The 24,252-nt window shown below is 42.4% G+C and carries 26 protein-coding genes; 6 read left to right on the top strand and 20 right to left on the bottom strand.

What is annotated here, in order from left to right; translation table 11 throughout:
• Nucleotides 1-94: 94 nt before the first annotated feature.
• The 3 genes from JS40_RS06470 to JS40_RS06460 all read right to left on the bottom strand — a co-directional run bounded on the left by JS40_RS06470 (nt 95) and on the right by JS40_RS06460 (nt 4,144).
• Nucleotides 95-2,653, bottom strand: coding sequence for a carboxypeptidase-like regulatory domain-containing protein (locus tag JS40_RS06470; protein WP_034259257.1), 2,559 nt, complete (start codon nt 2,651-2,653; stop codon nt 95-97).
• On the bottom strand, nt 2,634-3,542 hold the full coding sequence (locus tag JS40_RS06465) for a FecR family protein (protein ID WP_034259255.1): 909 nt from the start codon (nt 3,540-3,542) through the stop codon (nt 2,634-2,636). The genes JS40_RS06470 and JS40_RS06465 overlap by 20 nt, the downstream gene beginning before the upstream one ends.
• 62 nt (nt 3,543-3,604) lie before the next feature.
• On the bottom strand, nt 3,605-4,144 hold the full coding sequence (locus tag JS40_RS06460) for an RNA polymerase sigma factor (RefSeq protein WP_316932508.1): 540 nt from the start codon (nt 4,142-4,144) through the stop codon (nt 3,605-3,607).
• Between the two features lie 77 nt (nt 4,145-4,221).
• Between JS40_RS06460 and JS40_RS06455 the strand changes: the two genes are divergently transcribed.
• Together JS40_RS06455 and JS40_RS06450 are read left to right on the top strand one after the other, a co-directional pair.
• A complete protein-coding gene (locus tag JS40_RS06455) occupies nt 4,222-6,009 on the top strand; it encodes a hypothetical protein (protein WP_034259251.1) in 1,788 nt (595 codons plus the stop codon).
• 55 nt (nt 6,010-6,064) lie between these two features.
• Nucleotides 6,065-6,526: a hypothetical protein gene (locus JS40_RS06450; RefSeq protein WP_233273945.1), complete on the top strand. Its 462-nt coding sequence runs from the start codon at nt 6,065-6,067 to the stop codon at nt 6,524-6,526.
• A gap of 81 nt (nt 6,527-6,607) precedes the next feature.
• Here JS40_RS06450 and JS40_RS06445 read toward each other — a convergent pair whose 3' ends face one another.
• The 4 genes from JS40_RS06445 to JS40_RS06430 form a co-directional block, all read right to left on the bottom strand.
• The gene (locus JS40_RS06445) at nt 6,608-7,015 is read right to left on the bottom strand and encodes a hypothetical protein (RefSeq protein ID WP_034259248.1); all 408 of its coding nucleotides are present in this window, start codon (nt 7,013-7,015) and stop codon (nt 6,608-6,610) included.
• 2 nt (nt 7,016-7,017) lie between these two features.
• A complete protein-coding gene (locus tag JS40_RS06440; protein WP_034259246.1) occupies nt 7,018-8,499 on the bottom strand; it encodes a M28 family peptidase in 1,482 nt (493 codons plus the stop codon).
• Nucleotides 8,500-8,515: 16 nt separating this feature from the next.
• On the bottom strand, nt 8,516-9,145 hold the full coding sequence (locus JS40_RS06435) for a carbonic anhydrase (protein ID WP_034259245.1): 630 nt from the start codon (nt 9,143-9,145) through the stop codon (nt 8,516-8,518).
• Between the two features lie 149 nt (nt 9,146-9,294).
• Nucleotides 9,295-9,843, bottom strand: coding sequence for a nuclear transport factor 2 family protein (locus JS40_RS06430; protein WP_034259243.1), 549 nt, complete (start codon nt 9,841-9,843; stop codon nt 9,295-9,297).
• Between the two features lie 257 nt (nt 9,844-10,100).
• On the opposite strand from JS40_RS06430, the gene JS40_RS06425 reads away from it, so the two are divergent.
• Nucleotides 10,101-11,360: a DEAD/DEAH box helicase gene (locus tag JS40_RS06425; protein WP_034259242.1), complete on the top strand. Its 1,260-nt coding sequence runs from the start codon at nt 10,101-10,103 to the stop codon at nt 11,358-11,360.
• 20 nt (nt 11,361-11,380) lie between these two features.
• Here JS40_RS06425 and JS40_RS06420 read toward each other — a convergent pair whose 3' ends face one another.
• From JS40_RS06420 to JS40_RS06410, 3 genes are all read right to left on the bottom strand, one after another.
• Nucleotides 11,381-12,154, bottom strand: coding sequence for a hypothetical protein (locus JS40_RS06420; RefSeq protein ID WP_034259240.1), 774 nt, complete (start codon nt 12,152-12,154; stop codon nt 11,381-11,383).
• A 255-nt stretch (nt 12,155-12,409) separates the two neighbouring features.
• Nucleotides 12,410-13,726 carry a hypothetical protein gene (locus tag JS40_RS06415; protein ID WP_034259238.1) on the bottom strand — a complete coding sequence of 439 codons (1,317 nt, stop codon included), beginning with the start codon at nt 13,724-13,726 and terminating at the stop codon, nt 12,410-12,412.
• Complete coding sequence (locus JS40_RS06410; protein ID WP_034259236.1) at nt 13,723-14,076, bottom strand: hypothetical protein; 354 nt, start codon at nt 14,074-14,076, stop codon at nt 13,723-13,725. The genes JS40_RS06415 and JS40_RS06410 overlap by 4 nt, the downstream gene beginning before the upstream one ends.
• Before the next feature lie 213 nt (nt 14,077-14,289).
• Between JS40_RS06410 and ffh the strand changes: the two genes are divergently transcribed.
• Complete coding sequence (gene ffh / locus JS40_RS06405) at nt 14,290-15,618, top strand: signal recognition particle protein (protein ID WP_034259235.1); 1,329 nt, start codon at nt 14,290-14,292, stop codon at nt 15,616-15,618.
• 36 nt (nt 15,619-15,654) lie between these two features.
• A complete protein-coding gene (locus JS40_RS06400; protein ID WP_034259233.1) occupies nt 15,655-16,536 on the top strand; it encodes a bifunctional 5,10-methylenetetrahydrofolate dehydrogenase/5,10-methenyltetrahydrofolate cyclohydrolase in 882 nt (293 codons plus the stop codon).
• On the opposite strand, the gene JS40_RS06395 is transcribed toward JS40_RS06400, so the two are convergent.
• The 8 genes from JS40_RS06395 to JS40_RS06360 form a co-directional block, all read right to left on the bottom strand.
• Complete coding sequence (locus JS40_RS06395) at nt 16,533-16,958, bottom strand: YkvA family protein (RefSeq protein ID WP_034259231.1); 426 nt, start codon at nt 16,956-16,958, stop codon at nt 16,533-16,535. The genes JS40_RS06400 and JS40_RS06395 overlap by 4 nt on opposite strands.
• 103 nt (nt 16,959-17,061) lie before the next feature.
• Complete coding sequence (locus tag JS40_RS06390; protein ID WP_034259229.1) at nt 17,062-18,093, bottom strand: AI-2E family transporter; 1,032 nt, start codon at nt 18,091-18,093, stop codon at nt 17,062-17,064.
• Between the two features lie 6 nt (nt 18,094-18,099).
• A complete protein-coding gene (locus tag JS40_RS06385; RefSeq protein ID WP_034259227.1) occupies nt 18,100-18,519 on the bottom strand; it encodes a VOC family protein in 420 nt (139 codons plus the stop codon).
• A 17-nt stretch (nt 18,520-18,536) separates the two neighbouring features.
• Nucleotides 18,537-19,247: a hypothetical protein gene (locus tag JS40_RS06380; protein WP_152558147.1), complete on the bottom strand. Its 711-nt coding sequence runs from the start codon at nt 19,245-19,247 to the stop codon at nt 18,537-18,539.
• 173 nt (nt 19,248-19,420) lie between these two features.
• Nucleotides 19,421-19,660 carry a Rho termination factor N-terminal domain-containing protein gene (locus tag JS40_RS06375; protein ID WP_034259224.1) on the bottom strand — a complete coding sequence of 80 codons (240 nt, stop codon included), beginning with the start codon at nt 19,658-19,660 and terminating at the stop codon, nt 19,421-19,423.
• 42 nt (nt 19,661-19,702) lie between these two features.
• The gene (locus tag JS40_RS06370) at nt 19,703-19,900 is read right to left on the bottom strand and encodes a hypothetical protein (protein WP_034259223.1); all 198 of its coding nucleotides are present in this window, start codon (nt 19,898-19,900) and stop codon (nt 19,703-19,705) included.
• A gap of 99 nt (nt 19,901-19,999) precedes the next feature.
• Nucleotides 20,000-20,563, bottom strand: coding sequence for a hypothetical protein (locus JS40_RS06365; protein WP_034259222.1), 564 nt, complete (start codon nt 20,561-20,563; stop codon nt 20,000-20,002).
• A 25-nt stretch (nt 20,564-20,588) separates the two neighbouring features.
• Nucleotides 20,589-22,121, bottom strand: a complete 1,533-nt coding sequence (locus JS40_RS06360; RefSeq protein WP_034259221.1) for a helicase HerA-like domain-containing protein — start codon at nt 22,119-22,121, stop codon at nt 20,589-20,591.
• Between the two features lie 81 nt (nt 22,122-22,202).
• Here JS40_RS06360 and JS40_RS06355 point away from each other — a divergent pair, with 81 nt between their 5' ends.
• Nucleotides 22,203-22,712 (top strand): RidA family protein, encoded by a 510-nt coding sequence (locus JS40_RS06355; RefSeq protein ID WP_034259220.1) that lies wholly within the window; start codon nt 22,203-22,205, stop codon nt 22,710-22,712.
• 17 nt (nt 22,713-22,729) lie between these two features.
• Here JS40_RS06355 and JS40_RS06350 read toward each other — a convergent pair whose 3' ends face one another.
• Together JS40_RS06350 and JS40_RS14790 are read right to left on the bottom strand one after the other, a co-directional pair.
• On the bottom strand, nt 22,730-23,467 hold the full coding sequence (locus JS40_RS06350) for a hypothetical protein (protein ID WP_034259219.1): 738 nt from the start codon (nt 23,465-23,467) through the stop codon (nt 22,730-22,732).
• Nucleotide 23,468: 1 nt separating this feature from the next.
• On the bottom strand, nt 23,469-24,197 hold the full coding sequence (locus tag JS40_RS14790; protein ID WP_152558146.1) for a hypothetical protein: 729 nt from the start codon (nt 24,195-24,197) through the stop codon (nt 23,469-23,471).
• Between the last annotated feature and the right edge of the window lie 55 nt (nt 24,198-24,252).

The following is a 24,252-nucleotide window of genomic DNA, read 5'->3' as shown; positions in this document are numbered from 1 at the left end:
TGCTAATCTACTGTGTATCTTCTGTTAAGACATCAAAGAATTCTACTAGGAATTAAAAATATATGATTTCAGGGAGCCTTAAAGCGTACCGCGGTTAGAAGAGGACCTGCACAGATACATTGGGCGTAAAACCTAAGGAGACTTCCTTTACTTGATTGATTCGTGCGTTACCGGACGCATCGGTATCCAAGGCATACCGAATGTTCAATGTGTTTTTTTGGTTCAGTAGGTTCAATACGGCGAGATTGATCTTAGCATCAACACTTTCTGAAAGCTCCCAGAGATATTCAGCAGAAACATCGGTACGGTAATAATTCGAGAGACGTTGTGTATTAGGCTGGGCGTAGATGATGGTCTCCTCCCCATCAATGACCTCAATGGCGTCATTGTCCCGCGGAAATGTATTAGGCTTCCCGGTATGGTAATTAAAGCCTAAGGCAAACTTCAATCTCTTGAGAGTATATGAACCTGCGGCTGTAAGCGAATGCCGGATATCCAGATTATGAGGAAAAGGATCGGGATAGAGGGTTGTAAACGTATAGTCGTTCTGCATGTATAAATAGGTAAACCAGGCACTAAAACGATCTGTTTTCCGATTCAAGGTAAACTCGGCTCCCTTTGATGCATAACTTCCCTGTGCGTCGACAAACTGAAATTGATTTTGAAATCCTTGATTGGATGCGGTTATACCATCTACATGTTTGTAAAAACCCTCCAGATTCACAAACCATTTGCTTTTTTTGAACACCAGACCTGCCGAAAATTGCTTGCTTTGTATGATAGGCGTATCCATTTCGTTTGCTAACACCCACCGTCGCTTCTCAATACCTAGAAAATCGCTGTCGAAATCGATACGTTGGGTGACAGTTTGACTTTTGAGTTCGCCCAGCGCTTCCAGCGCAAATCCCCCTCCTAATTTTTGATGTGCGCTAAACCTGGGTTCCGGGAGGAATCGATCAAACTTTTCATAATAATTGGCGCGTACGCCACCTCTTAAAATCGTATTCTTACTGGAGGAGGTATAGATGAGGTCTGAGAAAAGCACATGAGACCGTAGTACTTTTTTTTCGTAAATTCTGAAACGGGGTAAATTGACATCCTGTAGGTTGGCGATCCCTGTTTCCGAAAAATGATATCCGCCGTCAAGGTGAAGGGTTTCACTTAAGCGATATGAACCATCCAGTTTAAATCCGGCGTCGATCACCTCGTTCTCCTGAAGCTGTACCTGCGTCGTGAAAATGTCATTATTAACAGCATCCAGCAGGTAATAACTGCCGTAGACCAGGGCGGTGGTTTTGAGGTCTCCGCTCCAGGTACGCATCCATGAGAAGCCCCCCAACAGACTTCGCTGTTTCAGATTGCTGGTCTTGGATGCCGAAGAGGTTTCTAATGTTTCGGTGAAATCAAGCTTATTGTCCACAGTAAAAATGGTAAACCGCAGTCTGTCCTTTTCTGAAAGATCCCAAAGGAATTTAGTACTTATATCATAAAAACTAAAATCCTCCGTGACCGAAAGACTCCCCGGCGCAAACGGATTCTCCTGATTGGTAATCTCGGTATCCTGAAAGATTTTTTCAGAGTAGGTCTTATATACGGGTGTTTCAAAAAGCGAGTTGATAGAGTGCCTGCCGGAGAGTTGCATGCTGCTTCTTTCGGAAACTGGGATGTCCAGATAAAAGTTGCCATTGATGAGATTCACGCCCAATCCGCCTTCAATATTTGAAGTGACCTTGTCTTTAGAGCGCATGTCGATCACCCCCGAAACACCTTCACCATACCGCGATGGGGTCCCGTTTTTATACAGCGTGACCTCCTTAGTGAGATCGGGATTGAAAGCCGAAATTAATCCGAAAAAATGACCACTCTGGTACATTTTTATATCCTCGTAAAGAATTAGGTTCTCATCATGCGTCCCACCCCGAATATTGATGTTAGAAATGGTCTCATCTGCACTTTCAACACCCGGAAGTGCTTGTGCGATCTGCAACACATCATTTTCAACCTGCCCGGGTAACAACCCGAAGTTTTCGGTTTTCAGGGTGATGGAACCGTCACTACTTTTTTGGATTCCTTGGGTGAACAAGGTTTCCAGTGTAATGGTAGTAAGTGCGGTTACGGAAGGTAGTAACAGGATCCCGAAACAATCGCCGGTAAGTCGATCTGCTAGAATTTCGGTGGTTTCATAGCCCACATGAGAGATGCGGAGGGACGCACCGGGGGATGTTTCAGCCAGATAAAAAATCCCTTCAGAATTGGTGACAGTAGCAAAGCTGCCGTCTATAGTCTGTACTGTCACATCTGAGAGCGGAAGGCCTGTTTCGGCATCGTAAACCCTTCCGCAGTGAAGTGCTTCACCGTTTTTAAGCGTGGCCGTGATGTAACGATCGTCAATACGGGTAAATCGCAAAGGGGTGTTTTGGGTAAGATAGCGCAAGGTGTTCTCCAGCGAGTTCTCTTTAGCCGGAGGGATGATAACAATTCCTGAGACATCAGAGGTGGCATAAGAAATACTCACATTGTAGGCGGTCTCCACTTGCTCGATAACCGAGGTTAAAGGAATTTTTTGGGGATTCTGGGAAAGCGTTCGTGTACACCACAAAAGCGCTAGGACTGTAAGCAATGCAATGTTCTTTCTACTGACTGCCTTGTGCATAAATTAGTACTTCCCCATTAGTAACTGTATACTGTAATTGTAGTGGTTCACATACCGATTTCAATGCGAGTTCAAGGTCGGAATGTGTAAAGCTTCCTGTGAAGCGCCGTGATAAATCCACATTGGTTGCCGAAATGGTAACCGGATAATAGCGTTCTATTTCCTGTAAAAGTACGCCAAGCGTAATGTTCTCAAAATGACTTTCGTCAGTGATCCAAGCAGGAGCTGTCGCATTACTAGGTGTGTGTACCACTAACGCTCCTTTTTCCACTTTTAGTTTATTACCTGCAGGTAATTTGACTACCGTATCATTAAAAGCTACACTTACCAATCCTTCGTAACAATTGATGTGAAATAATGAATCGCGTGCAAATACATTGAATTGAGTTCCTAAAACTTTTACAACACCCTGTGATGTATTCACCGAAAAGGTATTCCCTTTTGAAACTTTGAAATACGCTTCACCAACAAGTGCCAGACTGCGTTCTTTTTTCCAGTCATTTTTATTGTAGACGATTCTGGAATCTGCATTGAGTATTACTTCTGAAGCATCGGGCAACAGCACAGATTCTTTTTGTGCAATGCCAGTGCTCACGGTTGTGTCCAAGGTGTTGAGATATAAATATCCGGCACAGATCACGGCTACAACTGCTGCGATCTTTAAAAGCGTCTTGATAGGGTGTAATTTTTTTACAGAGGACTGTTCACCTCGCCGCGAAAGGATCGCTTCAAAATTAGCGGTACTATCAAACTGAGGTGCCTCAAAACTTGAAGTGGCTTCCGATATTTTTACATAAGAGGCATACTCGGGAGATGACCTTAACAGTTCGATCTCTTCCGAAGTAGCTTCGCCATTCAGATATTTATGTAAAATGTAGTGTTTATCCATGATTTGCGTATATCATACCTACTTATAAAACAGGGATGCGTTAAATTACCCTACCTGTTATTCTATATATTTTCTATATCGTTTCGTAAGGCCGCAAGTGCCTGACTCATACGTTTTTCTACAGCTTTCACCGAGATGTCTAAGATCTCGGCGATCTCCTTATATTTTTTGCCTTCAATACGGTTCATTAAAAAAGCCGTGCGTTGTGCTTCGGTAAGATCTGCAATGGCATTTTCAATTTTTTTGAGATATTGTTTTTCCTCCAGTAAAAATTCCGGGGATTGATCATTTACCTTTGCCGGCTGAAGGGCTGCATGTTTCAATACCACCTTTTTATGTGCTACCTCATTGAGGAACGCATTGTTAGTGACCGTGTATAAAAAGGATTTTGCTTTCTCAAAAGGGACCTTGGCACAATTTTGCCATAATTTTATAAATGCATCCTGCACAAGATCATCTGCCTGAGCTGTATTTCCACATTTAAAATAGATGAAATTCCAGACCTGTTTTCCGTGATCTTCGTATACTTTCGTAAAAATATGCTCCTTACAAACGTCTTGGTGTTCTTCCATAGAGGTGAGGTGTTGCTCAAAGATATTCAAAAAAGTTTTTTATTTCCAACGTAGGGTAATTTAAAAGTTGTTTGTTCTATTAGTAAACAGCCCAAAAAAAAATTGCTATGAAAAATTTAATTAGAATTCACTTTTTGCTCCTTCTCTCTTTAACCCTTCTTTTCGGTTCCTGCCAAAAAGAAGAGGACGAATTTATTGATGAGACCAACGAAGAAACCATAACCGCTAATTCTACAGTGACGCAACTGCTTATTCGTTCTTCTGAAAATGCAGGCGACTTTGATGATATTATCGACGGAAACAGTTGCGCAAGTGTGGTGCTTCCCGTCACCGTTTTTGCCAACGGACAGGAAGTCGTTATTACCGATGAGGATGATTACGATATCGTGGAAGCTATTTTTAATCAGTTTCCAAATGATGAGGATACACTGGAGATCCAATTCCCCATCACCATTATCTTAGAGGATTTCACACAGGTTGTCGTTAATAGTCAGACCGAGTTGGACGCCATCATCGCGGCCTGCGATGGAGACATTGACGATTCCATTGGGTGCGTGGATTTTGTATATCCTATTACCTTTTTTATCTACGATTCCAATCAGCAGCAGATCGGGACGACCACAGTCAACAGCGATATTGAACTTTACCAGTTCTTAAGTAACTTGAACAGTGACGAATACATTAGTATTGATTTTCCCATTTCGGTGATCGTGAACGGAGAAGTACTTCCTGTAGTGAATAATCAAGAACTTATTGATATTATAAGTAATGCAGATTGCGACGATAGCAGCAATGACGACCCCATAGATAACACTCAGTTTGTCAGCGATCTCACTTCGGGGGTATGGTATATTACCTATTATTTTGATGATTACGATGAAACTTCCGATTTCAACGGATACGAATTCAATTTTTCAACAGACAACACGGCAACTGCCACGAATGGGAATAACACTGTAAACGGAACCTGGAACCTTACCTCCGGCAGTACCCCGGACCTGGAATTATTCTTCGGGACCAATGATCCCTTAGATGAGTTGGATGACGATTGGGATATTATTGAAGCGACTTCAGAGATTATACGTCTCAAAGATGTGAGCGGAGGTGACGGCAGCACAGATTACCTCACCTTCGAGCGAACACCAAACGATGGCGGGTCAAATTCCGACGTGAATGAACTTATCACACAATTAACCACCGGAAACTGGTATGTGAATCTCTATGACGATGACGGTGATAATGAGACCTGCGATTATGTGGACTATACGTTTACCTTCAATACCAATGGAACAGCGACTGCTACAAGCAGCTCTGCAACAAAGAACGGTTTCTGGAGCGTGGAAAGCAGCAGCAACAGTACACTGGACCTCATTCTTAACTTTGAATACGACAACGAGGACGACCCTTTTGAGGACCTCAACGACGACTGGGATGTGCTCGGGTTTGATGCAACCTTTATAAATCTTCAGGATATAAGCGGCGGTAACGGCGGAACCGATCTTCTCAACTTCGGAAGAACACCTTATGACAACTGTAACGGCGGTGGTGGAAATGCCCAAACCTTACGGGATATTATGACCGACGGCCAATGGTATGTGCAATCCTACATAGACGATGGTGATAATGAGACCGGAGATTACAATGGGTATACACTCACCTTTAATACCAACGGTACCGTAATGGCGCAGAACAGTTCTAATACCTTCAATGGAACTTGGGCCATTACCCAAGACAGCAGCGGCCTTGATTTTGTTTTAGACTTCGGCACGCAAGTACCCTTCGACGAGTTCAATGACGATTGGGATGTGCTCAACTTCATTTCGACACGCGTAGAACTCGAGGATGTGAGTGGTGGAAACGGAGGAACCGATACCCTTGTTTTTGAAAAGATATAATTCAGAATAATAAATTAAAAAAGAAAAACCATATATGAAAACTTTGAAAAAGAAAATGATCCGTCTAGTAGTAGTAACCTCCCTATTGACCGCTGTAATCGCTTGCAGTCCTTCCAACGACGACTCCGCGTCTAATGATGCAAGTGCCCAACAAACAGCAGCGATTGCCCGAACCGGCACCTGGGAGATCACCTACTTCTATGACACAGACCAAGAGGAAACCGGTAATTTTAGTGGCTATAGTTTTAGTTTCAATGTGAACGGAAGCTTAGTTGCGGTTAATGGCAGCACTACAGTTACCGGTACCTGGTCTGTTACAAATTCCAGTAACTCCAGCGATGATGATGGTAATGATGACGATGATGACGATTTTAATATATTCTTTGCCTCGCCTCGCGAGTTCGAAGAACTAAGCGATGACTGGGATATCATTTCTGTGACACAAACAAAGATCGAATTGATCGATGTGAGTGGAGGAAATGGAGGGACCGATTACCTAACATTTGAAAAGCAGTAACTCCTCAAGTTTTGTTTTGCCCCAAAAAGCCGGCTGGAATTTTTTCAGTCGGTTTTTTTATTCTGAAAAATCTACGCTCCTTCAATCGGGACGCAGCGTAGCCAAAAGGTTCTCAAGGGTTACACGCTCTTCGGAAGGATTTAGAATAACACGCCATGGTTGTCCATCGTGAGATGCTACAAGAACGGCAGTACGCATTACGCGTTGTGTGTTATGGGTTTCTGAAGCTTCCACCAAAGCTTCTGCCAAAGAAGCGATCTTTTGAAAACTCTTTTCAGAAAGAATACAACTAAAAGGAGTGCCACCGCTATAATACCCCGATGAACTTTCCGAAGCGGTCACAGGATCGAAACGAACCTCATTTCTGGAAATGTGGTAGGTATTGTTGTTCATATCGGTATACGTATACACAACCGAATTTTTAAAGGAGGCACATCCCGAGTTTGTTACAGCAAATAATAGTAGCATGACAGCTATGGACCCTCTCATTTTTATTTTTTGTAAAGTTTTTTTCCGGCTTCTTCATATTTATCACCTGCTGTCCAGAAAGGGGTCACAGGATCGTTGGCGATCTTACGGCCGGACAATACATAAGCGCTAAAAAACTTAAGCAGATAATCGTAATCGAGACTTTCGGCCTCATCTCCCGGACGGTGGTAATACTGGGTGACAGTACCATTAAAAGCTGTAAAGCCTAAGCTAAAAGTAGGTGCGGGTATCCCTTTGGCAGCAAATTTTACATTATCACTACGGTCAAAAAGGCCTTGCTCCGGAGCTGGGTCGTCAATGGCGGTAAGACCAAAGGCTGCGGCTGCTTCTTTTATATGCGGACCGGCTGAGGTTCTGTTCAATCCAATGATGGTCGCGAGGGAAGTATCATTATAGCCTGCATTATCACTATTAAAACAATAGACCATTTGCGACAGCGGAAGGACCGGATTTTCCACATAGTATTCACTCCCCAACAGGCCTTTTTCCTCTCCCGTGAACAAAATGAACAAAGCCGATCGCTTGGTAGGATATTTGGCAAGATTTTCGGCCATGCTCAAAACTGTTGTTATGCCCACAGCGTTGTCACGTGCCCCATTATAAATAACATCTCCGGTCTCGTCCGGTGTTCCTATGCCCACATGATCGTAATGACCGGAATAGATAATATATTCATCTTTTAACACAGGATCTGTTCCCTGCACCATGCCCACAACATTTCGCGTTTTAATAGTTTCGATGGAAGCAGCATCCATCATTAACGTGGCTTTTACAGTACTTTTTTTACTGAGAGCAGCCGCATACGCGCCCTCTTTATCCCAAACCCATATATAAGGCAAGGAGTTTGTTTTATTTTCCTCTTCAGCTTTTGCATTTAATAGGCTGATCCGGGAACTGGTAAAATTGTGCTCTATGAATCCCCACAGGTTCTCGTCGGTTGAAAGAAGTTCAATAACCCCTGCCGCGCCTGCTTTTTTTGCTAAAGACATCTTAGTTTCTCGTAAGCCGAAAGCTGCCCGGGCATCGGAAGCTTCAGCACTCCCGGATTTTATAATCACCAATTGTTTTTTTACATCCTTTCCAAAGTAATCGGCTTCCAGACCATATCCCAGATAGATCGCATTTCCTACAAATTGAGTGAGTACTGCTTCGATGGGAACTTTATTTTCAATGAGCATTCCGTCTATTTTGAGATCGACGGACTTAGGAGGGCTTGTCTTCTTCAAGGGGAATTCCTGATAAAATGTTCCTTCCTTCGATGCAGGTTGTACGCCATAACCACGCATGGTATTTGCCAAATAGGAAGCGGCGATCTTATTCTCTGCCGTACCTGTTTCTCTGCCTTTTAATAGGTCATCTGCCAAGAAGTAGATATGCCCTTCAATGGCATTCTTATCCACTGTATTTTGAACAAGTTCCTTATCGGTTTGAGCTAGAAGGGTGCTGCTGCATAGAAGAAGTAGCGTACTGAATAATAATTTCATGAGTATGTTTTAAGGGTTATTCATCTAAATGGTAGATCTCCATAATATCTTTAAGTATGGTGTCGAAATCGATCTTAAGGTCTATTAATGTTCCGGTATGTATATCTAAAACCCATCCGTGCACACGTATGTCTCTATTTCGATACGCCATTTGAACATCGGCTGTTTTAATGACATTTACACATTGTTCCTGGACATTGAGTTCTACCAGACGGCGGTATTTTGCCTCTTCATCTTCTATGGCGTTCAACTCTGTGCGGTGGAGGCGGTAGACATCTCTAATGTTTCGTAACCATGGATTCAAGATCCCCAGATCTTGTGATTGCATAGCGGCTTTCACCCCGCCACAACCATAGTGTCCACAAACAATAATATGATCCACCTTAAGGTGATTCACTGCGTAATTAATCACAGACATGGCACTTAGGTCTAAGTTGGAGACCATATTGGCAATATTCCTTAAAATAAAAGCTTCCCCGGGTTTAGCGCCCATGAGCTCTTCGGCTGTCACTCGACTGTCACTACATCCAATGTAGAGCACTTCGGGGTTTTGTCCCTCACTTAAGATTTTGAAATAATTGGGATCGAGTCCAAGTTTTTCGTTCACCCAAGCTTGATTGTTTTTAAAGATTTGATCGATATTCATACATAGATTTCGTGATCAATATTTTTTAAAGATAGGTAAAGTTTGAAAATAGCCGCTTCGGAAAACACAGAATCTAAATTCTTTAAAAAAAGTCTCATTAAAAAAGGCCGATCCCAAAGAACCGGCCTTTTGTTAACGTTTAATAATACCTAATTAGAAGGAGTTTCCATCGCTGCATCTTCCTCCATACCGGCTTCCTCTTGCGCTGCTTGCATTTCCATTTGGGCAAGTACTATAGGAGTTCTATCGTAATACGCATATTCTTTTACGATCTTTCCATCTGCGAATTGTGCGGTGAGATGGACAGGCATTTTGTAAGATTGGTTGTTGGCACTTAAAGTGCCTTGCCACACACCCCAGTAGTTAACCCACGTCTCCCCGTCATCGGTAACGACCATTTCGGAGTCGCCTTCGTCTTTGATAAAACCATAAGAGGAGTACTGGGCAGTTGATTCCTTGAACGCATTTGCATTGTCGGTAGCCGATAAAAATTTATCGGTGGTATTGTGATAGATCTTTGCCGTGTCGGCATAATGAGTTTGGTAACCTTCCCAGTCACCGGCCTCATACGCAGCTATAGCCGCTTTTAAGGTGTCGATTTCTGGAGATGACTGTGTATACCTTGTTGGTTGTTCCTTGCAGGATAATAACGTTAAAAAGCTTACAAATAGTAATCCGAAAAATTTAATTGTTTTCATAGGGTTGATTGTTAATTAGTGTTAATTGAAAAATCCATTCTATAAGTAGAAGTAAAATTCGATGCGTAGCTGAGGACTAAATAATTGGCAAACAACAGGTTAAATATACATAATTTAGTAATAAATCACCTACGTAGTTCTACGTAATCTATTTTATAAGCCGGAATTAAATATGTGCGGGGGAGATAATTAAACGTATCTTTGAGCCTCTTATAGAAATGACGTTACGCTAAATTGTCATTTTGTAAACAATTTATATGTCATTTAAAACACTTGGGCTTTCCGATGCCCTGCTGAGATCTATCAGCAAAAAAGGATATACTTCTCCAACTCCCATTCAGCAAAAAGCCATCCCCAATATACTAGAACGTAAAGATATATTGGCCTCTGCACAAACCGGTAGCGGAAAGACAGCTGCTTTCGCCTTACCGATGCTCCAAATTTTAAACAATCAGGCGCAATTGAGACAGCGCCCTGTAAGGGCCTTGATCCTTACGCCAACTCGAGAATTAGCAGCACAAGTGTATGAAGAGTTCAAAGAGTACGGAGAGTTTACTTCCTTACGTGCTGCAGTGATATTTGGAGGCGTAAATGCGAATCCGCAAATACGGACCCTTCGGCAAGGAGTAGATATTTTGGTCGCCACTCCCGGCAGATTGCTGGATCTACAAAATCAGCGGGCTGTATCACTCTCCAATGTTGAGGTTTTGGTTCTCGATGAGGCCGATCGTATGTTGGATATGGGGTTTCTTAGGGATATAAAAAAAATTATTGCGTTACTTCCGGCAAAGAGGCAAAACCTGCTTTTTTCGGCAACTTTTTCAAAAGAGATCAAGGAATTGGCAAATACTTTTTTGCATCATCCTGTGCAAGTAGAGGCCACTCCGGAAAATACTGCAGTAGAAATCATCGATCAAATCGTATACCGAACCGACAAAAGCAAGAAGACCGATCTTGTGATTAAATTGATATCTGAAGGAGACTGGCAACAAGTCCTTATCTTTACACGAACAAAGCACGGTGCCAATAGGTTATGTCAAAAATTAGACAAGGCTGGGATTAGTGCAGCAGCAATACATGGTAATAAAAGTCAGGGTGCACGCACCAAAGCACTGTCTGGTTTTAAAAGCGGAAAGGTGCGTGTTCTCGTTGCAACAGATATTGCTGCGCGTGGGCTTGATATACCGTTACTGCCTCATGTCATCAATTACGAGCTCCCCAACATTCCTGAAGATTACGTACACCGCATAGGGCGTACCGGAAGGGCAGGCGCATCGGGCGAAGCGATCTCTATTGTAAGCGTAGATGAGAATGAGTATGTGGCCGGTATCGAGAAACTGTTAGGAGAACCGTTGCAAAGCGAAACGATCTCCGGCTTTGAAGTGACCGAATCCCTTTCAGAGGTATTGGAACGCAAGGCAGAGAATAAAGCACAAAATCAACGCGGTCGACAGAACAGTAATAAAAAGAAACCTCAGCCCAAGGGCGGAGGTTTTAAACGTCGAGGAAGACGTTAATGCAAAAAAAAAGTGACGGTCTATTTCGTTCCGGCCGGAATATAAGAAAGGTCTCTTCGCATATAGCCATTTAATGTTTCAACTCGCATGATGGAACTTAACAGTTGCTCATAAATCTTGTTACGCTCTTCGCCTAATATTTCTTTGTTTTCTTTGCGAATTCGCTCGTAGTCTTCGGGGCTTTTAGCAGAAATAGCTACTAGGATGAATTGTCCGGGAGCTCCAAAACCACTCCGGTAAACGCGATAGTGTTCTGGTGAATTTTTCTTGGCATAGAGCTGTTTAAACTGCATGGCCAGGTCCAATACCTTGTTAAAATTTTGTGGTGTTGTATACCAGAATTCTAGTTTTCTGAACTCCAGGCCGTCTTCGACAATGTCTACCCCCCCCGGCATATAGGAAAGGTCATTATCAAGATGGATAATGTAATCGCTATGAGTATCGTAACAGTTGTCGAAATTGTCGAACAATTGATTGAATTCCTGTTCTCCCATCTTACTCTGTAGTCCTGAGAATCGACTCTTATCAAGATCGGCCATATTGTCTATCGGGGATAAATGGAAATACCGCAAATCGTCGGTAGAAACAGTATACCAATGGGCAGTGTCAATATTAAATTTTTTACAACTGTTTGCAAGAATGCTACAATACTCTTCATAATCGGCAACTTTAGCCGGATACACAGGATCTTCGTGAACCCAGAAGGCCTGTGAATTTGCGTCCTGTGCGTATTGTGTTTCAGTAAAAAGCAAAAGTGCGATCAATACTAAAATAATGGATTTTGGTGATTTCATATACTTCGAATTAGTGTTGGTGTGGTGCCGCTACAAATCAATACGCAGCAAATAATAAAAAAGCATTCTGTGATGAACCTTTTATACCGTCACCTTTTCGTGACGTCTTCTATCCTGTGCGATTTTAAGTCATACTACCTTTATTTCAAAGATGTACTGCAAGGAAACTTCCAATTAAAGATACAAAAGATTTATATATCCGGTATGCTTGTAATGGATGGAGTTATGTTTTCCTCGGAATAAGGGCGGCTGCCGTCATTCTTTCAGCAATTCGAGATCGCTCATATTTGGCCCTCCAAATCCAAAATTTAAACAGAGTAATGAAATTAGGGTTTCCGAAGGATTTAAAATAGTCTCGAACCTACTTCCCAAGGTATAGGACAATACAATTTTATCGGTTAATTGATAAGCGATCGTGCCCGCGTATTGAAGATCGTTGTCTTTTTCTTTTCTGAAGAGTGCATTGCCCATTGCATCGAAGCCCGCAGGAATGGTAGCGCTTCGTTGCCGGCCCACCAACTCGAATTGAAGGGATAAGCGTTTAAATTCGCTCACTGCAGAAAGACCGTAGTCCCATGTGTGTTGGTAGGTAAAGGTGTTGGGAAAATAACGATCGTAAAATTCATCCAGATACCATTCATAACGAAGTACTCCGAGTACTTGCAGAAAATCTAACGTACGTGAAAAACGATAGGAGGGCGTGAGCCATATTGCGTTTTTAGGAAGGTAGGAGAATTCAAAAGAATTGGTAGGAAAAACAAGGAGGGAAGCCAAGGCAACATCAATGGTAAGACCTTGACGGTTTTTTAAGTAACTTTCAAAATTAGACAGTAGAAGCTTAGTTTTTACGGCATTGTCAACTATTTCCTTGTATTGATCGATAAAGGGGTCGGGATGTTCCAGATCAAGCTCTGGTAAGAGCCTACTTTCTTTGGTTATGTTCTCTAAAATAGCTTTGAGATCGTTGTCTGAAGTTAAGCTGCTATAAATTTTAAGTTCGCGAATTACAACGGCATCCATCCATAATAGGAATTCGGATTTGTTGGCAACCTTCCTGTTCTCAGTGATATCGAAAGCCTCGAGCTGAATGCGCCCTTTTAGGGTATTATCCTTCTGAATCGCTTCAATCGCTGCCCTGGTGGTTTCTTTATCCGCAGTATTCGGAAAAAAGAAAGAGGTACGATAACCAAATCCAATTCCGTTGGTCGTGGTGCTGTCTCCAAGGACGAACGATTGTGTGGATGCTAAAGAAAAGGACGAATTTCTAAGCAGTTGATCGGCAAGTGTTTCAGGATACAAATAATCCATGAGCGATAAACCGTGGTTCGTGGTCCAGTAGGGTGTAAACTCTAGCGCAAAATTGGCAGGAATGACAGCCTCGTTGGTTTCATTCAGAAAATTTGAATACAAGGCCGTTTCTAGGGTTTGATATGATTTAGGCTGTAGGATCACTTTGGGTTGCAACTCCAAAATAGTCGCTGCTGGAGCGGAAGGTGTTGTAAGTGGCTCCAACACCTCTTGTGCAATCAGGGTAAAGGGAAGACAACAAAATAAAACAGCTATCCTTTTCATGGTTTCGGAAATCTAATAAAAAGCACAATGGTAGGATTGTTCTCTTCACTCTTATCGTTGTGATGGGCTACAAGGGGTGTGTCGTTCAAAGAAAAGGACAGGCTAATCTCATCTTCGTTTGGATTCAAATTGGCAATTTCGGTAAGGCAGATGGTAATCCTTCCTCGTAATTGGGCTCCTGTCCCAATAGAAACAGTACCCGAGTTTTCGATCTCCGGATTTCCCAGATGGGGTTGATAGACCAGTGTTTTTCCCAAGTTGCCGTCTGAAATATACGTAACGGTAAGAAATACCTCAGTTGAGTCCTCCACGGGATATGAAAGGTCTCGGTAACGATAAGTTTTGCGCATAGTGTTAATTTTATATATGGAAAATAATGTATTAACAACCAGCCAATCGATTTGAGGAGCTTTTACAGCATGACTAAGGTAATTAAAAACTTTTAAAGGCTGCTTATCTTTCCACAAATCCTACTTTGTAACTCCCTTGTCAATTAGTATCTTTGCACCTTCATACGCCCAACCTATTGAAGCGGGTGTGTTGCAATCCTAAAGAGAAAGAAAATGTTCGATAATTTAAGTGATAAATTAGATAAAGCCCTTCACGTATTAAAAGGCCACGGAAGCATTACGGAGGTAAACGTTGCAGAGACTTTAAAAGAAGTTCGCCGTGCATTGCTTGACGCCGATGTTAACTTTAAGATCGCTAAAGAATTCACCAATACGGTCAAGGAAAAAGCCTTGGGTCAAAATGTTTTGACCACCTTACAGCCGGGACAATTAATGGTGAAACTGGTAAAGGACGAGCTCACCGAACTCATGGGAGGTGAAACGGCCGGAATAAATCTGCAAGGGTCACCCAGCATTATCTTAATGTCCGGACTTCAAGGTAGTGGTAAGACCACATTCTCCGGAAAACTGGCTAATTATCTAAAAACCAAGAAAAGCAAAAAACCGTTATTGGTAGCCTGTGATGTATACCGTCCGGCTGCGATCAATCAGTTGCACGTTGTAGGAGATCAGGTTGGAGTAGAAGTCTATAGTGAAGAGGGGAATATGAACCCGGTAGAGATCGCCCAAAATGCGATAGCACACGCCAAAGCCAACGGGCACAACATTGTGATCGTCGATACGGCAGGTCGTTTGGCCGTAGATGAACAAATGATGACCGAGATCGCCAATGTTCATAAAGCGATCCAGCCTCAAGAAACATTGTTTGTAGTAGATGCGATGACAGGGCAGGATGCTGTTAATACTGCCAAGGCCTTTAACGATCGTTTAAATTTTGAAGGTGTTGTACTTACAAAATTAGATGGAGATACCCGCGGAGGGGCTGCAATCTCTATAAAGAGTGTGGTAGATAAACCCATAAAGTTTATTGGTACAGGCGAAAAGATGGATGCGATTGATGTATTCCACCCTGCTCGTATGGCCGATCGTATTTTGGGGATGGGAGATGTTGTTTCCCTTGTAGAACGCGCCCAAGAGCAATTTGATGAGGTGGAAGCGCGTAAGCTTCAGAAAAAGATCGCAAAGAACCAATTTGGATTCGATGATTTTATAAAGCAAATCCAGCAGATCAAAAAGATGGGAAGCATGAAGGACCTTGTAGGGATGATCCCCGGTGCCGGTAAAGCTTTAAAGGATGTGGACATAGATGATGACGCTTTTGTTCATATTGAAGCCATTATTCACTCCATGACCCCCGAAGAGCGCAGCACACCTGCTGTGATCAACGGCAGCAGGAAAAAGAGAATTGCAAAAGGAAGCGGAACTTCGGTAACTCAGGTAAATCAATTGCTGAAGCAGTTTGATCAAATGAGTAAAATGATGAAGATGATGCAAGGGGGCGGAAGCCGCAAGATGATGCAAATGATGGGTAAGATGAGATAACTAAGCAGAAATACTATAATCCATATATATACGCCCATGACCATACTTGACGGAAAGAAAGTATCAAACGACATTAAAAACGAGATCACTGCCGAAGTGGCTAAAATGAAAGCCAATGGTGAAAAAGTACCACATCTTGCCGCAGTGATTGTAGGTGACGACGGAGCGAGTTTAACTTATGTGGGCAGTAAGGTACGGTCCTGTGAGCGTGTGGGTTTTGAATCGACCATGGTGCGACTACCGCATACGACGAGCGAATATGAATTGCTTCAAAAAATTAAGGAGCTTAACGAAAATGACGACATTGACGGTTTTATAATCCAATTGCCGCTTCCGCCGCAAATAAATACCCAAAAAGTGTTGATGGCAGTGGACCCAAGTAAGGATGTGGATGGTTTTCATCCGGAGAATTTTGGCAAAATGGCATTGGATATGAGTACTTTCATACCTGCAACACCCTTTGGGATCTTGGAGCTTCTAGAGCGTTATGATGTCGATACAAAGGGTAAGCATACGGTAGTAATAGGAAGGAGTCATATTGTGGGGCGTCCCATGAGTATTCTAATGAGTCGTAAGGGTTGGCCCGGTAATAGTACCGTCACGCTCACCCATAGCAATACAAAGAATATCGCTCAAATCACCACCCAGGCCGATATCATTATATCTGCTTTGGGGGTACCCAATTTTCTGAAAGCAGAAATGGTAAAAGACGATGTGGTTGTAATAGATGTAGGTATTACCCGCGTTGCCGACGAATCTCATCCGAAGGGATATGTGATCACGGGGGATGTAGATTTCCAGAATGTGAGTAAAAAGGCAAGCTTTATAACGCCGGTACCCGGGGGTGTAGGCCCTATGACCATTGCGATGTTATTAAAGAATACATTGCTCGCCAGAGAACAGCGTAAAAGTATTTAGATCCCCTGTCCTTGTTCAAGCTTCCAGTCTAGGTAGCGGTGCAGGTCACTTTCAATCCATCCGATCCCTATAGACAGAATGGCCAAGTCATCCAGATACCCGATGCCGGGAATAAAATCGGGCACAAGGTCCATAGGATTCAATACATAGAGTAGTGCCATCACAATGGTGGCAATAGTGAACCACGGGACATTGCTGTAACTTCCTTTTTTTATGTCCTTTACCATAGCCATCATGAGCTTTCCAATTTCCAAATACTTGCTCAAAGGACTGGATTGACTAAGCTTTTTTGAAATCTGTTCTTGATTGTCCATGAGAATTTCCACATCACCATCCTCAATCTTCGTAATTTTTTCTTTGGCGTAGGATTCGGCTGCATCGTTTGAAGCTTCAGTTTTGGACTTATTTTTTTTGAATAGCATAGTTGTAATTGTTAGAAGAAGAAAGGTACTTGAATTGCTTCAGAAATTATTTTAAAGAAACGTTATAAAATACCGGAAAGAGCCAAAGTTTTGTGAAGAAAAATTAGAGCTCTTCTTCCCCGCTGTGCACTTCTTTACCGTACTCATTTTTATAGATTCGTAGAACAATCAAGAACAAACTAATAAGTAGGGGACCAAATATCAATCCTATAAATCCGAAGAGCGGTACTCCTACGATCACCCCTATCAACGTAATTAAAGGGTGTACATTGTCCAGCTTCTTTAATACATACAATCGGATGATATTATCTGTGGAACCCACAATCACAAAGCCATAGATAAGAATTCCCCACGCCTGGAAGGTATGTCCGGCAGAAAGGGTAAGGATAAACACCGGTAAAATACCCAATAGTGTTCCAACAAAGGGGATCATGGAGCCAATAGTAACGATCACGAACCAGAATAAGGGATCTTCGATCCCAAAGATCAAAAACCCAATAAGAGCTACCACACCTTGTGCGACAGCTACCAAAGGGATACCCAGCGCATTGGATCGCACCATCATTTGGGCTTCATTTCCAATTGTTTTGAGATTATCACGGTTAATGGGAATAAACTCGTATAAAGACTCGCGCAATTCACGTCTGTTGGTAAACATATAATAAAGAAGAAAATACATTAAACCAATAGAGATGAACATGTTAAAGGTTCCTCCGGCAAAATTTTGTAAATTTTCTGAAAGCCAAGAAGAAACCGCACCGGCATCGATCTGTGAATTGAGATCATACCCAACCTTTTCTTCAATGGATGCCAGTTGTTCTTTGAATGCCTTCACGACACGTTCCGAATTTTTAACGGCATTACTGATCTTGTTGGTAAGCATAAGAACGATCCCGGTTACCGGAATTAAAATACCAACAAAGGACAGGAGCATTAGGACCCCGGCAGCAAGATCTGGGTGCCAGCCTTTTCTCACTAAACGAGCCATCCATTTACGCATGAGCACATAAATTGTGATAGCGCCCAAAACACCCGATAGATAAGGCATCATCTCTCTAAAAATAAGTCCGCCCATAAGGAGAATAAGCAGCAGGACAAATATTTGTCGGATGACTTTCGGGTTGATGTATCTCATAATATTCTATTTGGCAAACAATTGATCGATGTTCTTAAAAGCCTTGAATTCTAAGGCATTTCCAGAAGGATCCTTAAAGAACATGGTAGCTTGCTCCCCGGTTAATCCTTTAAATCGGATGTAGGGTTCAATGATAAAAGTAACATTATTTTTTTTGAGTTTTTCTGAAAACTCGGTGAAAGTTGCCATGTCCAATACGACCCCAAAATGTGGAATAGGAACATCTTTTCCATCTACAGGGTTAGTTGCGGCTTCTTCTGAAGCGATTTCCTTGTAATGAAGCACTAACTGATGGCCAAAGAAGTTAAAATCAACCCAGTGATCGCTGCTGCGTCCTTCAGAAAATCCAAGAATATCTCTATAGAAAGTTCTGCAAGCATGGAGATCATGTACGGGAATTGCGAGATGGAAAGGTGCTAAGATCATTTGGAATACAATAGGATTTACGAATAGTTATTGGCTTTTAAAAACTTGGCAATGAAGGTTTCTGTGTGTTCTTTAAGCATGTTTAGGGACGACTCATCCTCGTAATCCAAATAATGTGTAACAAAAACGATTCTGTTTCTAATAAGCACTGCTGTCATGGAGACCCCCATGGTTCGGGCTTCATTTTCATTGGCAATGTTCATTAATAAGATAAGGGTAGAGGAGTTGTGGTTTAATCTGTATTTTTCAATGAGGGTGGGTTCACTCACCTCAATTTTTTTTGCTGAAAATGCCTCACTCTCATTTACCGTCTCCATTGTTTTATCCAAGAAGCCGCTGGTCATCATCGTCATGATCTGGTTCATTTCGTCGACGGTCATGTGATAATTCTTCGCCATGTTGGTCGCGTAGATCTGATAATAATTATCGTAAGAAACAGTTCCGAAGTTCGCTGCGTTCCGGCACAGTGCATCTTCAATGTAGTAACCCAGTATAGTGTTTTCCGAATCATTAAACTGATCCACAACAGAACGTACGCTCGGATTGTCGTAACATTCGGTGAGACCGGTGATTTCAGGGAAGCACAGGCTTAGATCGCCAAAGGTAGCTTGGCTCTCACAGTTCGATCCAACTTGTTCGTCGGTTGGAGCAATAGTGTCCTTCTCTGCATTGTTCTTACAACCCATAAAGGTTGAAGACAGTAAAAGAAGTAAGATGATTTTTTTCATGTCCTTCCGGATTTGATTTTTACAAGAGAATAGAGAGTTTATCCTATAAAAACTCTTTTCACATAACGTCCTTACCTCTTTTACTTTCAGTTAAAATCTGAATCCACCAAAAAGCCTGTTTGTGCACCCGAAGGTACAAAAATATCTGTAGCACTTCTTCAAGTAGATAAGGTCTAATTAGAGCGCAGGCATTTGATGAGTTGTTCTTTGTTCATTTTAGAACGTCCTTCGATGCCAACCTTCTTTGCTTGTTGGTACAATTCATTTTTTGTCCACTCTTCATAAGGTTGTGCTTTTCCTCCTTTTTCCCCTGCGTTAGGTGTATTGGCGATTCGGGCTGCTTTTTGCTTGCTGTACCCTTTATCGCGCAAGGCTTCATATTGATCTTCATTTTTAATTCTTGGATCTGGCATAAGTACTAAATTTAAAAACCCTCACAAGGAGGGTTTACGTTATTAATTGTTTGATTCGGCTACATCGGTATCTTTTCTATATTTCAACAAGCCTATTCCTGCAAAGAAGAATACAACTCCTAAAATAATTAGAGCCCAGGGACTAAGCCCTACGCTTGCACTTCCAAAGGCACCAAGTACGCCCATTACTAAGGAGATTCCGCCTCCTATGGTCAAAATAAACCCCAAGATTTTAATCATAACATTTCTGGTTTTGGTTGTTGTTATGATTAAAAGTAGGAGATAGAAATTACATGCCGATAGAACTTAACAAAACCTTGGTATAGTTTTTAGAGAAATTTAATCTTCGGCATCCCAACCAATCATAAAATATTTAAAAGTTGCCTCATCCGGAATTTGAGTCACTTCTATTTTCGCATTGGAGTCATACCTTAAATTTTCGGGAAGTTGTTTCTTGTCAATGGTTATAAAAATATCGCTGTTCTCTAAGAAAACTACCACGGCATTTATAGTCGATTCAATAGCTGCAATCGTATAATTTTCTTTTACCGTTTTAAACGTACTGTTCATGTTAAGCCCTTTTTCGGTCTCGTAGCGTTCATCGAACACTTGTACATTGGTAATAACAGATGTTGGGTCGCTTTCGTTATCGGGAGATAGTAAAAGTAATTTTTTGCCTCCTTTTTCGTAGATCTCTACTTCTCCTTGCGTTCCTAATGCATCGGCAATAGGATTCAAACGCACAATGGAATCTTGGGCAAAAATAGAATCGATCTGTTTCATTTGTACATTTTTGGTAAGATTTCCAATGGCACCTTGCTTAATGAGGAAAGGATCGTTGTCTTTTCCGCATTGTACAAATAAAAGGGTCAGTAATGCTCCTAAAAATAGGGTCTTTTTCATATAAAGTTTGGTTCTTTTTGAGTTATTAACGCATCATTTTTCCGAGAATTCCCAACACGCTGCGTATTACCGTTGGGCTCGTAAGGGTTCTTACCAAAGGATTTTGAGTAGTGCGACGTCTTCTACTGCCTGAAGATCGCGTCGAGCTCCGCTCCACAGCTTCTTTCTCCCGCCGTGCCTTTTCTCTGGCTTCTTCTTGATCGGCAAGTTCTATCTTCTCATTAAGAAGTTCGTAAGCACTTTCACGATCAATCGTTTCATTATACTTTTTAATTAATTTAGAATGCCCGGTCAATTCTTCCAGTTCGGTATCTTCCAGTATGTCCATGCGCGACATAGGCGCACGGAGCAGGGTAGCGGCCAGGGGAGTGGGGATCCCTTTTTCATTCAAGGCCGAAACAAGGGCTTCTCCAATTCCTAAGGAAGTGAGTACTTCATCGGTTTTATAATAGTTGGAGATGGGGTAATTTTCTGCCGTAAGCTTGATCGCTTTTCTGTCTTTGGCTGTAAAAGCACGAAGCGCATGCTGCACCTTTAGTCCTAATTGACTCAATACTTCATCGGGCACATCTGTAGGGTTCTGTGTGACGAAATACAACCCAACTCCCTTGGAACGAATGAGTTTAACGATACTCTCAATTTGATTCAATAAGGCTTTACTTGCTTCTTTAAAGATCAAATGCGCCTCATCTATAAAGATGATCAATTCCGGTCTTCCGGTATCTCCCTGTTCGGGAAAAGTGGCGTAGATCTCGGCCAACAGCGAAAGCATAAAGGTAGAGAACAGCTTGGGACGGTCTTGAATATCCGTAAGTCGCAGGATATTTATGTAGCCGAAACCATTCTCGTCGATACGTAAAAGATCGTCTGTATCGAAGGATTTTTCACCAAAGAAAAGATCGCCGCCCTGTTGCTCCAATTCAACAACCTTGCGCAGGATGGCCCCGGTTGAAGCAGATGAGATCCTGCCGTAGTCCTTGGCCAGCTCATCTTTTCCTTCTTCGGTGGCGTATTGTAATATTTTTTTAAAATCCTTGAGGTCCAGCAATGGTAACTTATTGTCATCACAATATTTGAAGATCACAGAAACGATCCCCGACTGGGTGTCGCTTAGGTCTAAAATGCGCGACAGGAGAACAGGCCCGAATTCACTTACCGTGGCACGCATGCGCACCCCTTTCTGTTCGGATAGGGACAGTATCTCCACCGGAAACTTCTTCGCTTCAAAGGGGATACCTATTTTTTCATGGCGTTCATCGATCTTCGCATGCCCCGGGCTGGGTTGTGCAATACCGCTAAGATCTCCTTTCATATCCATTAAAAGCACCGGAATGCCTTTTTCTGAAAGATTTTCGGCTAAAACCTGGAGTGTTTTTGTTTTTCCGGTACCCGTAGCCCCGGCAATGAGTCCGTGACGATTCATGGTCTTTAATGGAACTTTTACAAGTGCATTTGTAATAGTCTCCCCGTCCAGCATGGCCGCACCCAAAGTAATAGCCTCCCCTTTAAAGGTATTTCCTTCAGTAATGTGGTCGAAAAAAGTTTGCTGATCTGCCATCCTTTAAATTTTCGATAAAAATAACAATTGTCACACTGCCAGTGAAATATTCCGTACTTTAAAATTTTAATTTTCGAACAAATGAAACTTTTAGTGTTAAATCGTGTTGTGCTTTTCCTTTTCTTCGGAATGGCAAGTTGTAACTTTTCAGAAAAAAATACAGAACCTCTTCCCGATTCCGAAGCAGAAACACAACAGATTATATTTCATTCTTCTCATGAACCAACAAAAGCAAACGTACCCTTTAGCGATGTGGTACAGGTAGGTAGGCTCTATTTTCTTTCGGGCCAAATTGGAATGGACCACAGTACACGCGAACTGGTTGAGGGAGGTATCGAATCCGAAACCACTCAAACCTTAGAGAATATAAAAGATGTATTGCAACAGCATGGTCTGGCGCTGGGTGACGTGGTTAAAGCGACCGTTATACTGGCAGATATGGAAGATTTTGATACCTTCAGTCGAATTTACAGTCAATATCTACCACAAAAGCCGGCTCGAACTACCTTCGCTGCAAAGGGGCTTGCCAGAGCTGCTAAGATTGAAATAGAGGTGATCGCAGTTAAAAAAGAAACGAATCCTTCAGACTAAATTGTTTTAAAGCAAACCTAATCGATCTTTTCAATATAGAAAGTGGATGAACCCGCAGACCGCATCGAAGCTGAATTGTTTGCTGCGGACTGAACGATTTTCACGGTGATGATATCATTCGCGTTTAACGAGAGACTTTCATTGAGATGCAAGGAAGCTGCTTCGTGATTCCCAGCAAGTCTCATGTAAGCTGTGGAAGCATAAGAAGCCACCTGTATGTTATTCACCGCGATGTAGATCTCCGGAGCTTTTCGTCCATCGTTCGAGGTGCTTTGTATCGACACATTCACATTCAACTTATACCGTCCGGTCTCATTCACTTGCAAACGATTTCCCGAAAAACTGAACAAACTCGAATTATCGTTCCACTCCTCATTTCCGAAGATAGGAAGATCAATGATCGTTGCCGCATTGATGTCTGTGGAAATATTGGTATTAGAATATTTAGCCGATTGGCCCAGCTTTGAGGTTCGCGTACCACGATCGTGAATTGATACCCATTGAGGCCCAACTGTGGTTCCTGCATTATATTCGAAGGTATTGGTGTTGCTGTTATAAATGATTAGGCCTTTTGCGGGAAGTAAAATTTGATTCCGGTTGGTCGTGGTCAAGGAGGGGAGCAACATTCCTTCAGAAACAGATTCTACTTGAAGAATAGCCGAGGGGTCTACTGTCTCTGTGCCAATTCCAATTTGGGACATACCTAAGAAACAAAGAAACAAGAAGCCAATGGTAGTAGAGAGCGTGCGGTTCATCTTACAACTTCTTTTCTACATAAAAGGTTGTACTTCCGGTGCTTCGCAGTAACACAGACCCCGAATTTCCGGCACGTCCAATCCCTACCGTCACAATATCATTTGCGTTTAACTCAAGGACCTCCCGAAGGTGTAAAGAAGATTGTTCGTGATTGTTGGCACTTCTCATATAGCCCGTGGAAGCGTATGCTCCTGCGGCCGTGCCATTAATATAGAGACGCATTTCAGGCGCGTTCCTGTCGGTCGCGGTATTATTAGCTATAGACGCATTTATAATGAACTCATAGCGACCCGCCTGCGTAATGGTCAATTGGTTCCCCGAAACCACGTACAAGCCGGTATCATCGTTCCAAAGGGAATTGCCAAATACCGGAAGGTTAATAACGCTTGCCTGGTTTATATTGGTCGTAATATCTGTGTTGCTATATTTAAGAGAGCTGCCCGGAGCGGTGGCAGAAGTACTTATCAAGCTCAAGGCTCTCCAAGCAGGAGTCGAAGAGTTATTTGAATTGTATTGAAACTCGTCCGAATCGGTATTATAGATCATAAGACCATTGGCAGGATTGGCTATCGAATTTCGCTGCGCCGTGGTCATACGAGGCGTCAATATACCTTTGTCAGTTGCTGTAATATCGAGAGCGGAAGAAGGGTCGGGGGCGGTGGTGCCAATTCCTACCTGTGCAGTGAGAATCGGTGTCCAGTAAAGAATCACTAAGAGTGATCGTAACATCTTAACTTTCATATAGCGGGGGAGCAAGAGTTTTAAAAATGTACGTAAAAATAGA

It is taken from the genome of Altibacter lentus (assembly GCF_000746845.1).
In the GTDB taxonomy this organism is placed as follows: Bacteria; Bacteroidota; Bacteroidia; order Flavobacteriales; family Flavobacteriaceae; genus Altibacter; species Altibacter lentus.
This window is presented reverse-complemented; position numbering and strand designations above follow the sequence as displayed.

Bases quoted from the DNA above. Each gene is read 5' to 3' on its own strand.
- JS40_RS06470 (WP_034259257.1), bottom strand. From the start codon at position 2,653: ATGCACAAGGCAGTCAGTAGAAAGAACATTGCATTGCTTACAGTCCTA.
- JS40_RS06465 (WP_034259255.1), bottom strand. From the start codon at position 3,542: ATGGATAAACACTACATTTTACATAAATATCTGAATGGCGAAGCTACT.
- JS40_RS06455 (WP_034259251.1), top strand. From the start codon at position 4,222: ATGAAAAATTTAATTAGAATTCACTTTTTGCTCCTTCTCTCTTTAACC.
- JS40_RS06450 (WP_233273945.1), top strand. From the start codon at position 6,065: ATGATCCGTCTAGTAGTAGTAACCTCCCTATTGACCGCTGTAATCGCT.
- JS40_RS06445 (WP_034259248.1), bottom strand. From the start codon at position 7,015: ATGAGAGGGTCCATAGCTGTCATGCTACTATTATTTGCTGTAACAAAC.
- JS40_RS06440 (WP_034259246.1), bottom strand. From the start codon at position 8,499: ATGAAATTATTATTCAGTACGCTACTTCTTCTATGCAGCAGCACCCTT.
- JS40_RS06435 (WP_034259245.1), bottom strand. From the start codon at position 9,145: ATGAATATCGATCAAATCTTTAAAAACAATCAAGCTTGGGTGAACGAA.
- JS40_RS06430 (WP_034259243.1), bottom strand. From the start codon at position 9,843: ATGAAAACAATTAAATTTTTCGGATTACTATTTGTAAGCTTTTTAACG.
- JS40_RS06425 (WP_034259242.1), top strand. From the start codon at position 10,101: ATGTCATTTAAAACACTTGGGCTTTCCGATGCCCTGCTGAGATCTATC.
- JS40_RS06420 (WP_034259240.1), bottom strand. From the start codon at position 12,154: ATGAAATCACCAAAATCCATTATTTTAGTATTGATCGCACTTTTGCTT.
- JS40_RS06415 (WP_034259238.1), bottom strand. From the start codon at position 13,726: ATGAAAAGGATAGCTGTTTTATTTTGTTGTCTTCCCTTTACCCTGATT.
- JS40_RS06410 (WP_034259236.1), bottom strand. From the start codon at position 14,076: ATGCGCAAAACTTATCGTTACCGAGACCTTTCATATCCCGTGGAGGAC.
- ffh (WP_034259235.1), top strand. From the start codon at position 14,290: ATGTTCGATAATTTAAGTGATAAATTAGATAAAGCCCTTCACGTATTA.
- JS40_RS06400 (WP_034259233.1), top strand. From the start codon at position 15,655: ATGACCATACTTGACGGAAAGAAAGTATCAAACGACATTAAAAACGAG.
- JS40_RS06395 (WP_034259231.1), bottom strand. From the start codon at position 16,958: ATGCTATTCAAAAAAAATAAGTCCAAAACTGAAGCTTCAAACGATGCA.
- JS40_RS06390 (WP_034259229.1), bottom strand. From the start codon at position 18,093: ATGAGATACATCAACCCGAAAGTCATCCGACAAATATTTGTCCTGCTG.
- JS40_RS06385 (WP_034259227.1), bottom strand. From the start codon at position 18,519: ATGATCTTAGCACCTTTCCATCTCGCAATTCCCGTACATGATCTCCAT.
- JS40_RS06380 (WP_152558147.1), bottom strand. From the start codon at position 19,247: ATGAAAAAAATCATCTTACTTCTTTTACTGTCTTCAACCTTTATGGGT.
- JS40_RS06375 (WP_034259224.1), bottom strand. From the start codon at position 19,660: ATGCCAGATCCAAGAATTAAAAATGAAGATCAATATGAAGCCTTGCGC.
- JS40_RS06370 (WP_034259223.1), bottom strand. From the start codon at position 19,900: ATGATTAAAATCTTGGGGTTTATTTTGACCATAGGAGGCGGAATCTCC.
- JS40_RS06365 (WP_034259222.1), bottom strand. From the start codon at position 20,563: ATGAAAAAGACCCTATTTTTAGGAGCATTACTGACCCTTTTATTTGTA.
- JS40_RS06360 (WP_034259221.1), bottom strand. From the start codon at position 22,121: ATGGCAGATCAGCAAACTTTTTTCGACCACATTACTGAAGGAAATACC.
- JS40_RS06355 (WP_034259220.1), top strand. From the start codon at position 22,203: ATGAAACTTTTAGTGTTAAATCGTGTTGTGCTTTTCCTTTTCTTCGGA.
- JS40_RS06350 (WP_034259219.1), bottom strand. From the start codon at position 23,467: ATGAACCGCACGCTCTCTACTACCATTGGCTTCTTGTTTCTTTGTTTC.
- JS40_RS14790 (WP_152558146.1), bottom strand. From the start codon at position 24,197: ATGTTACGATCACTCTTAGTGATTCTTTACTGGACACCGATTCTCACT.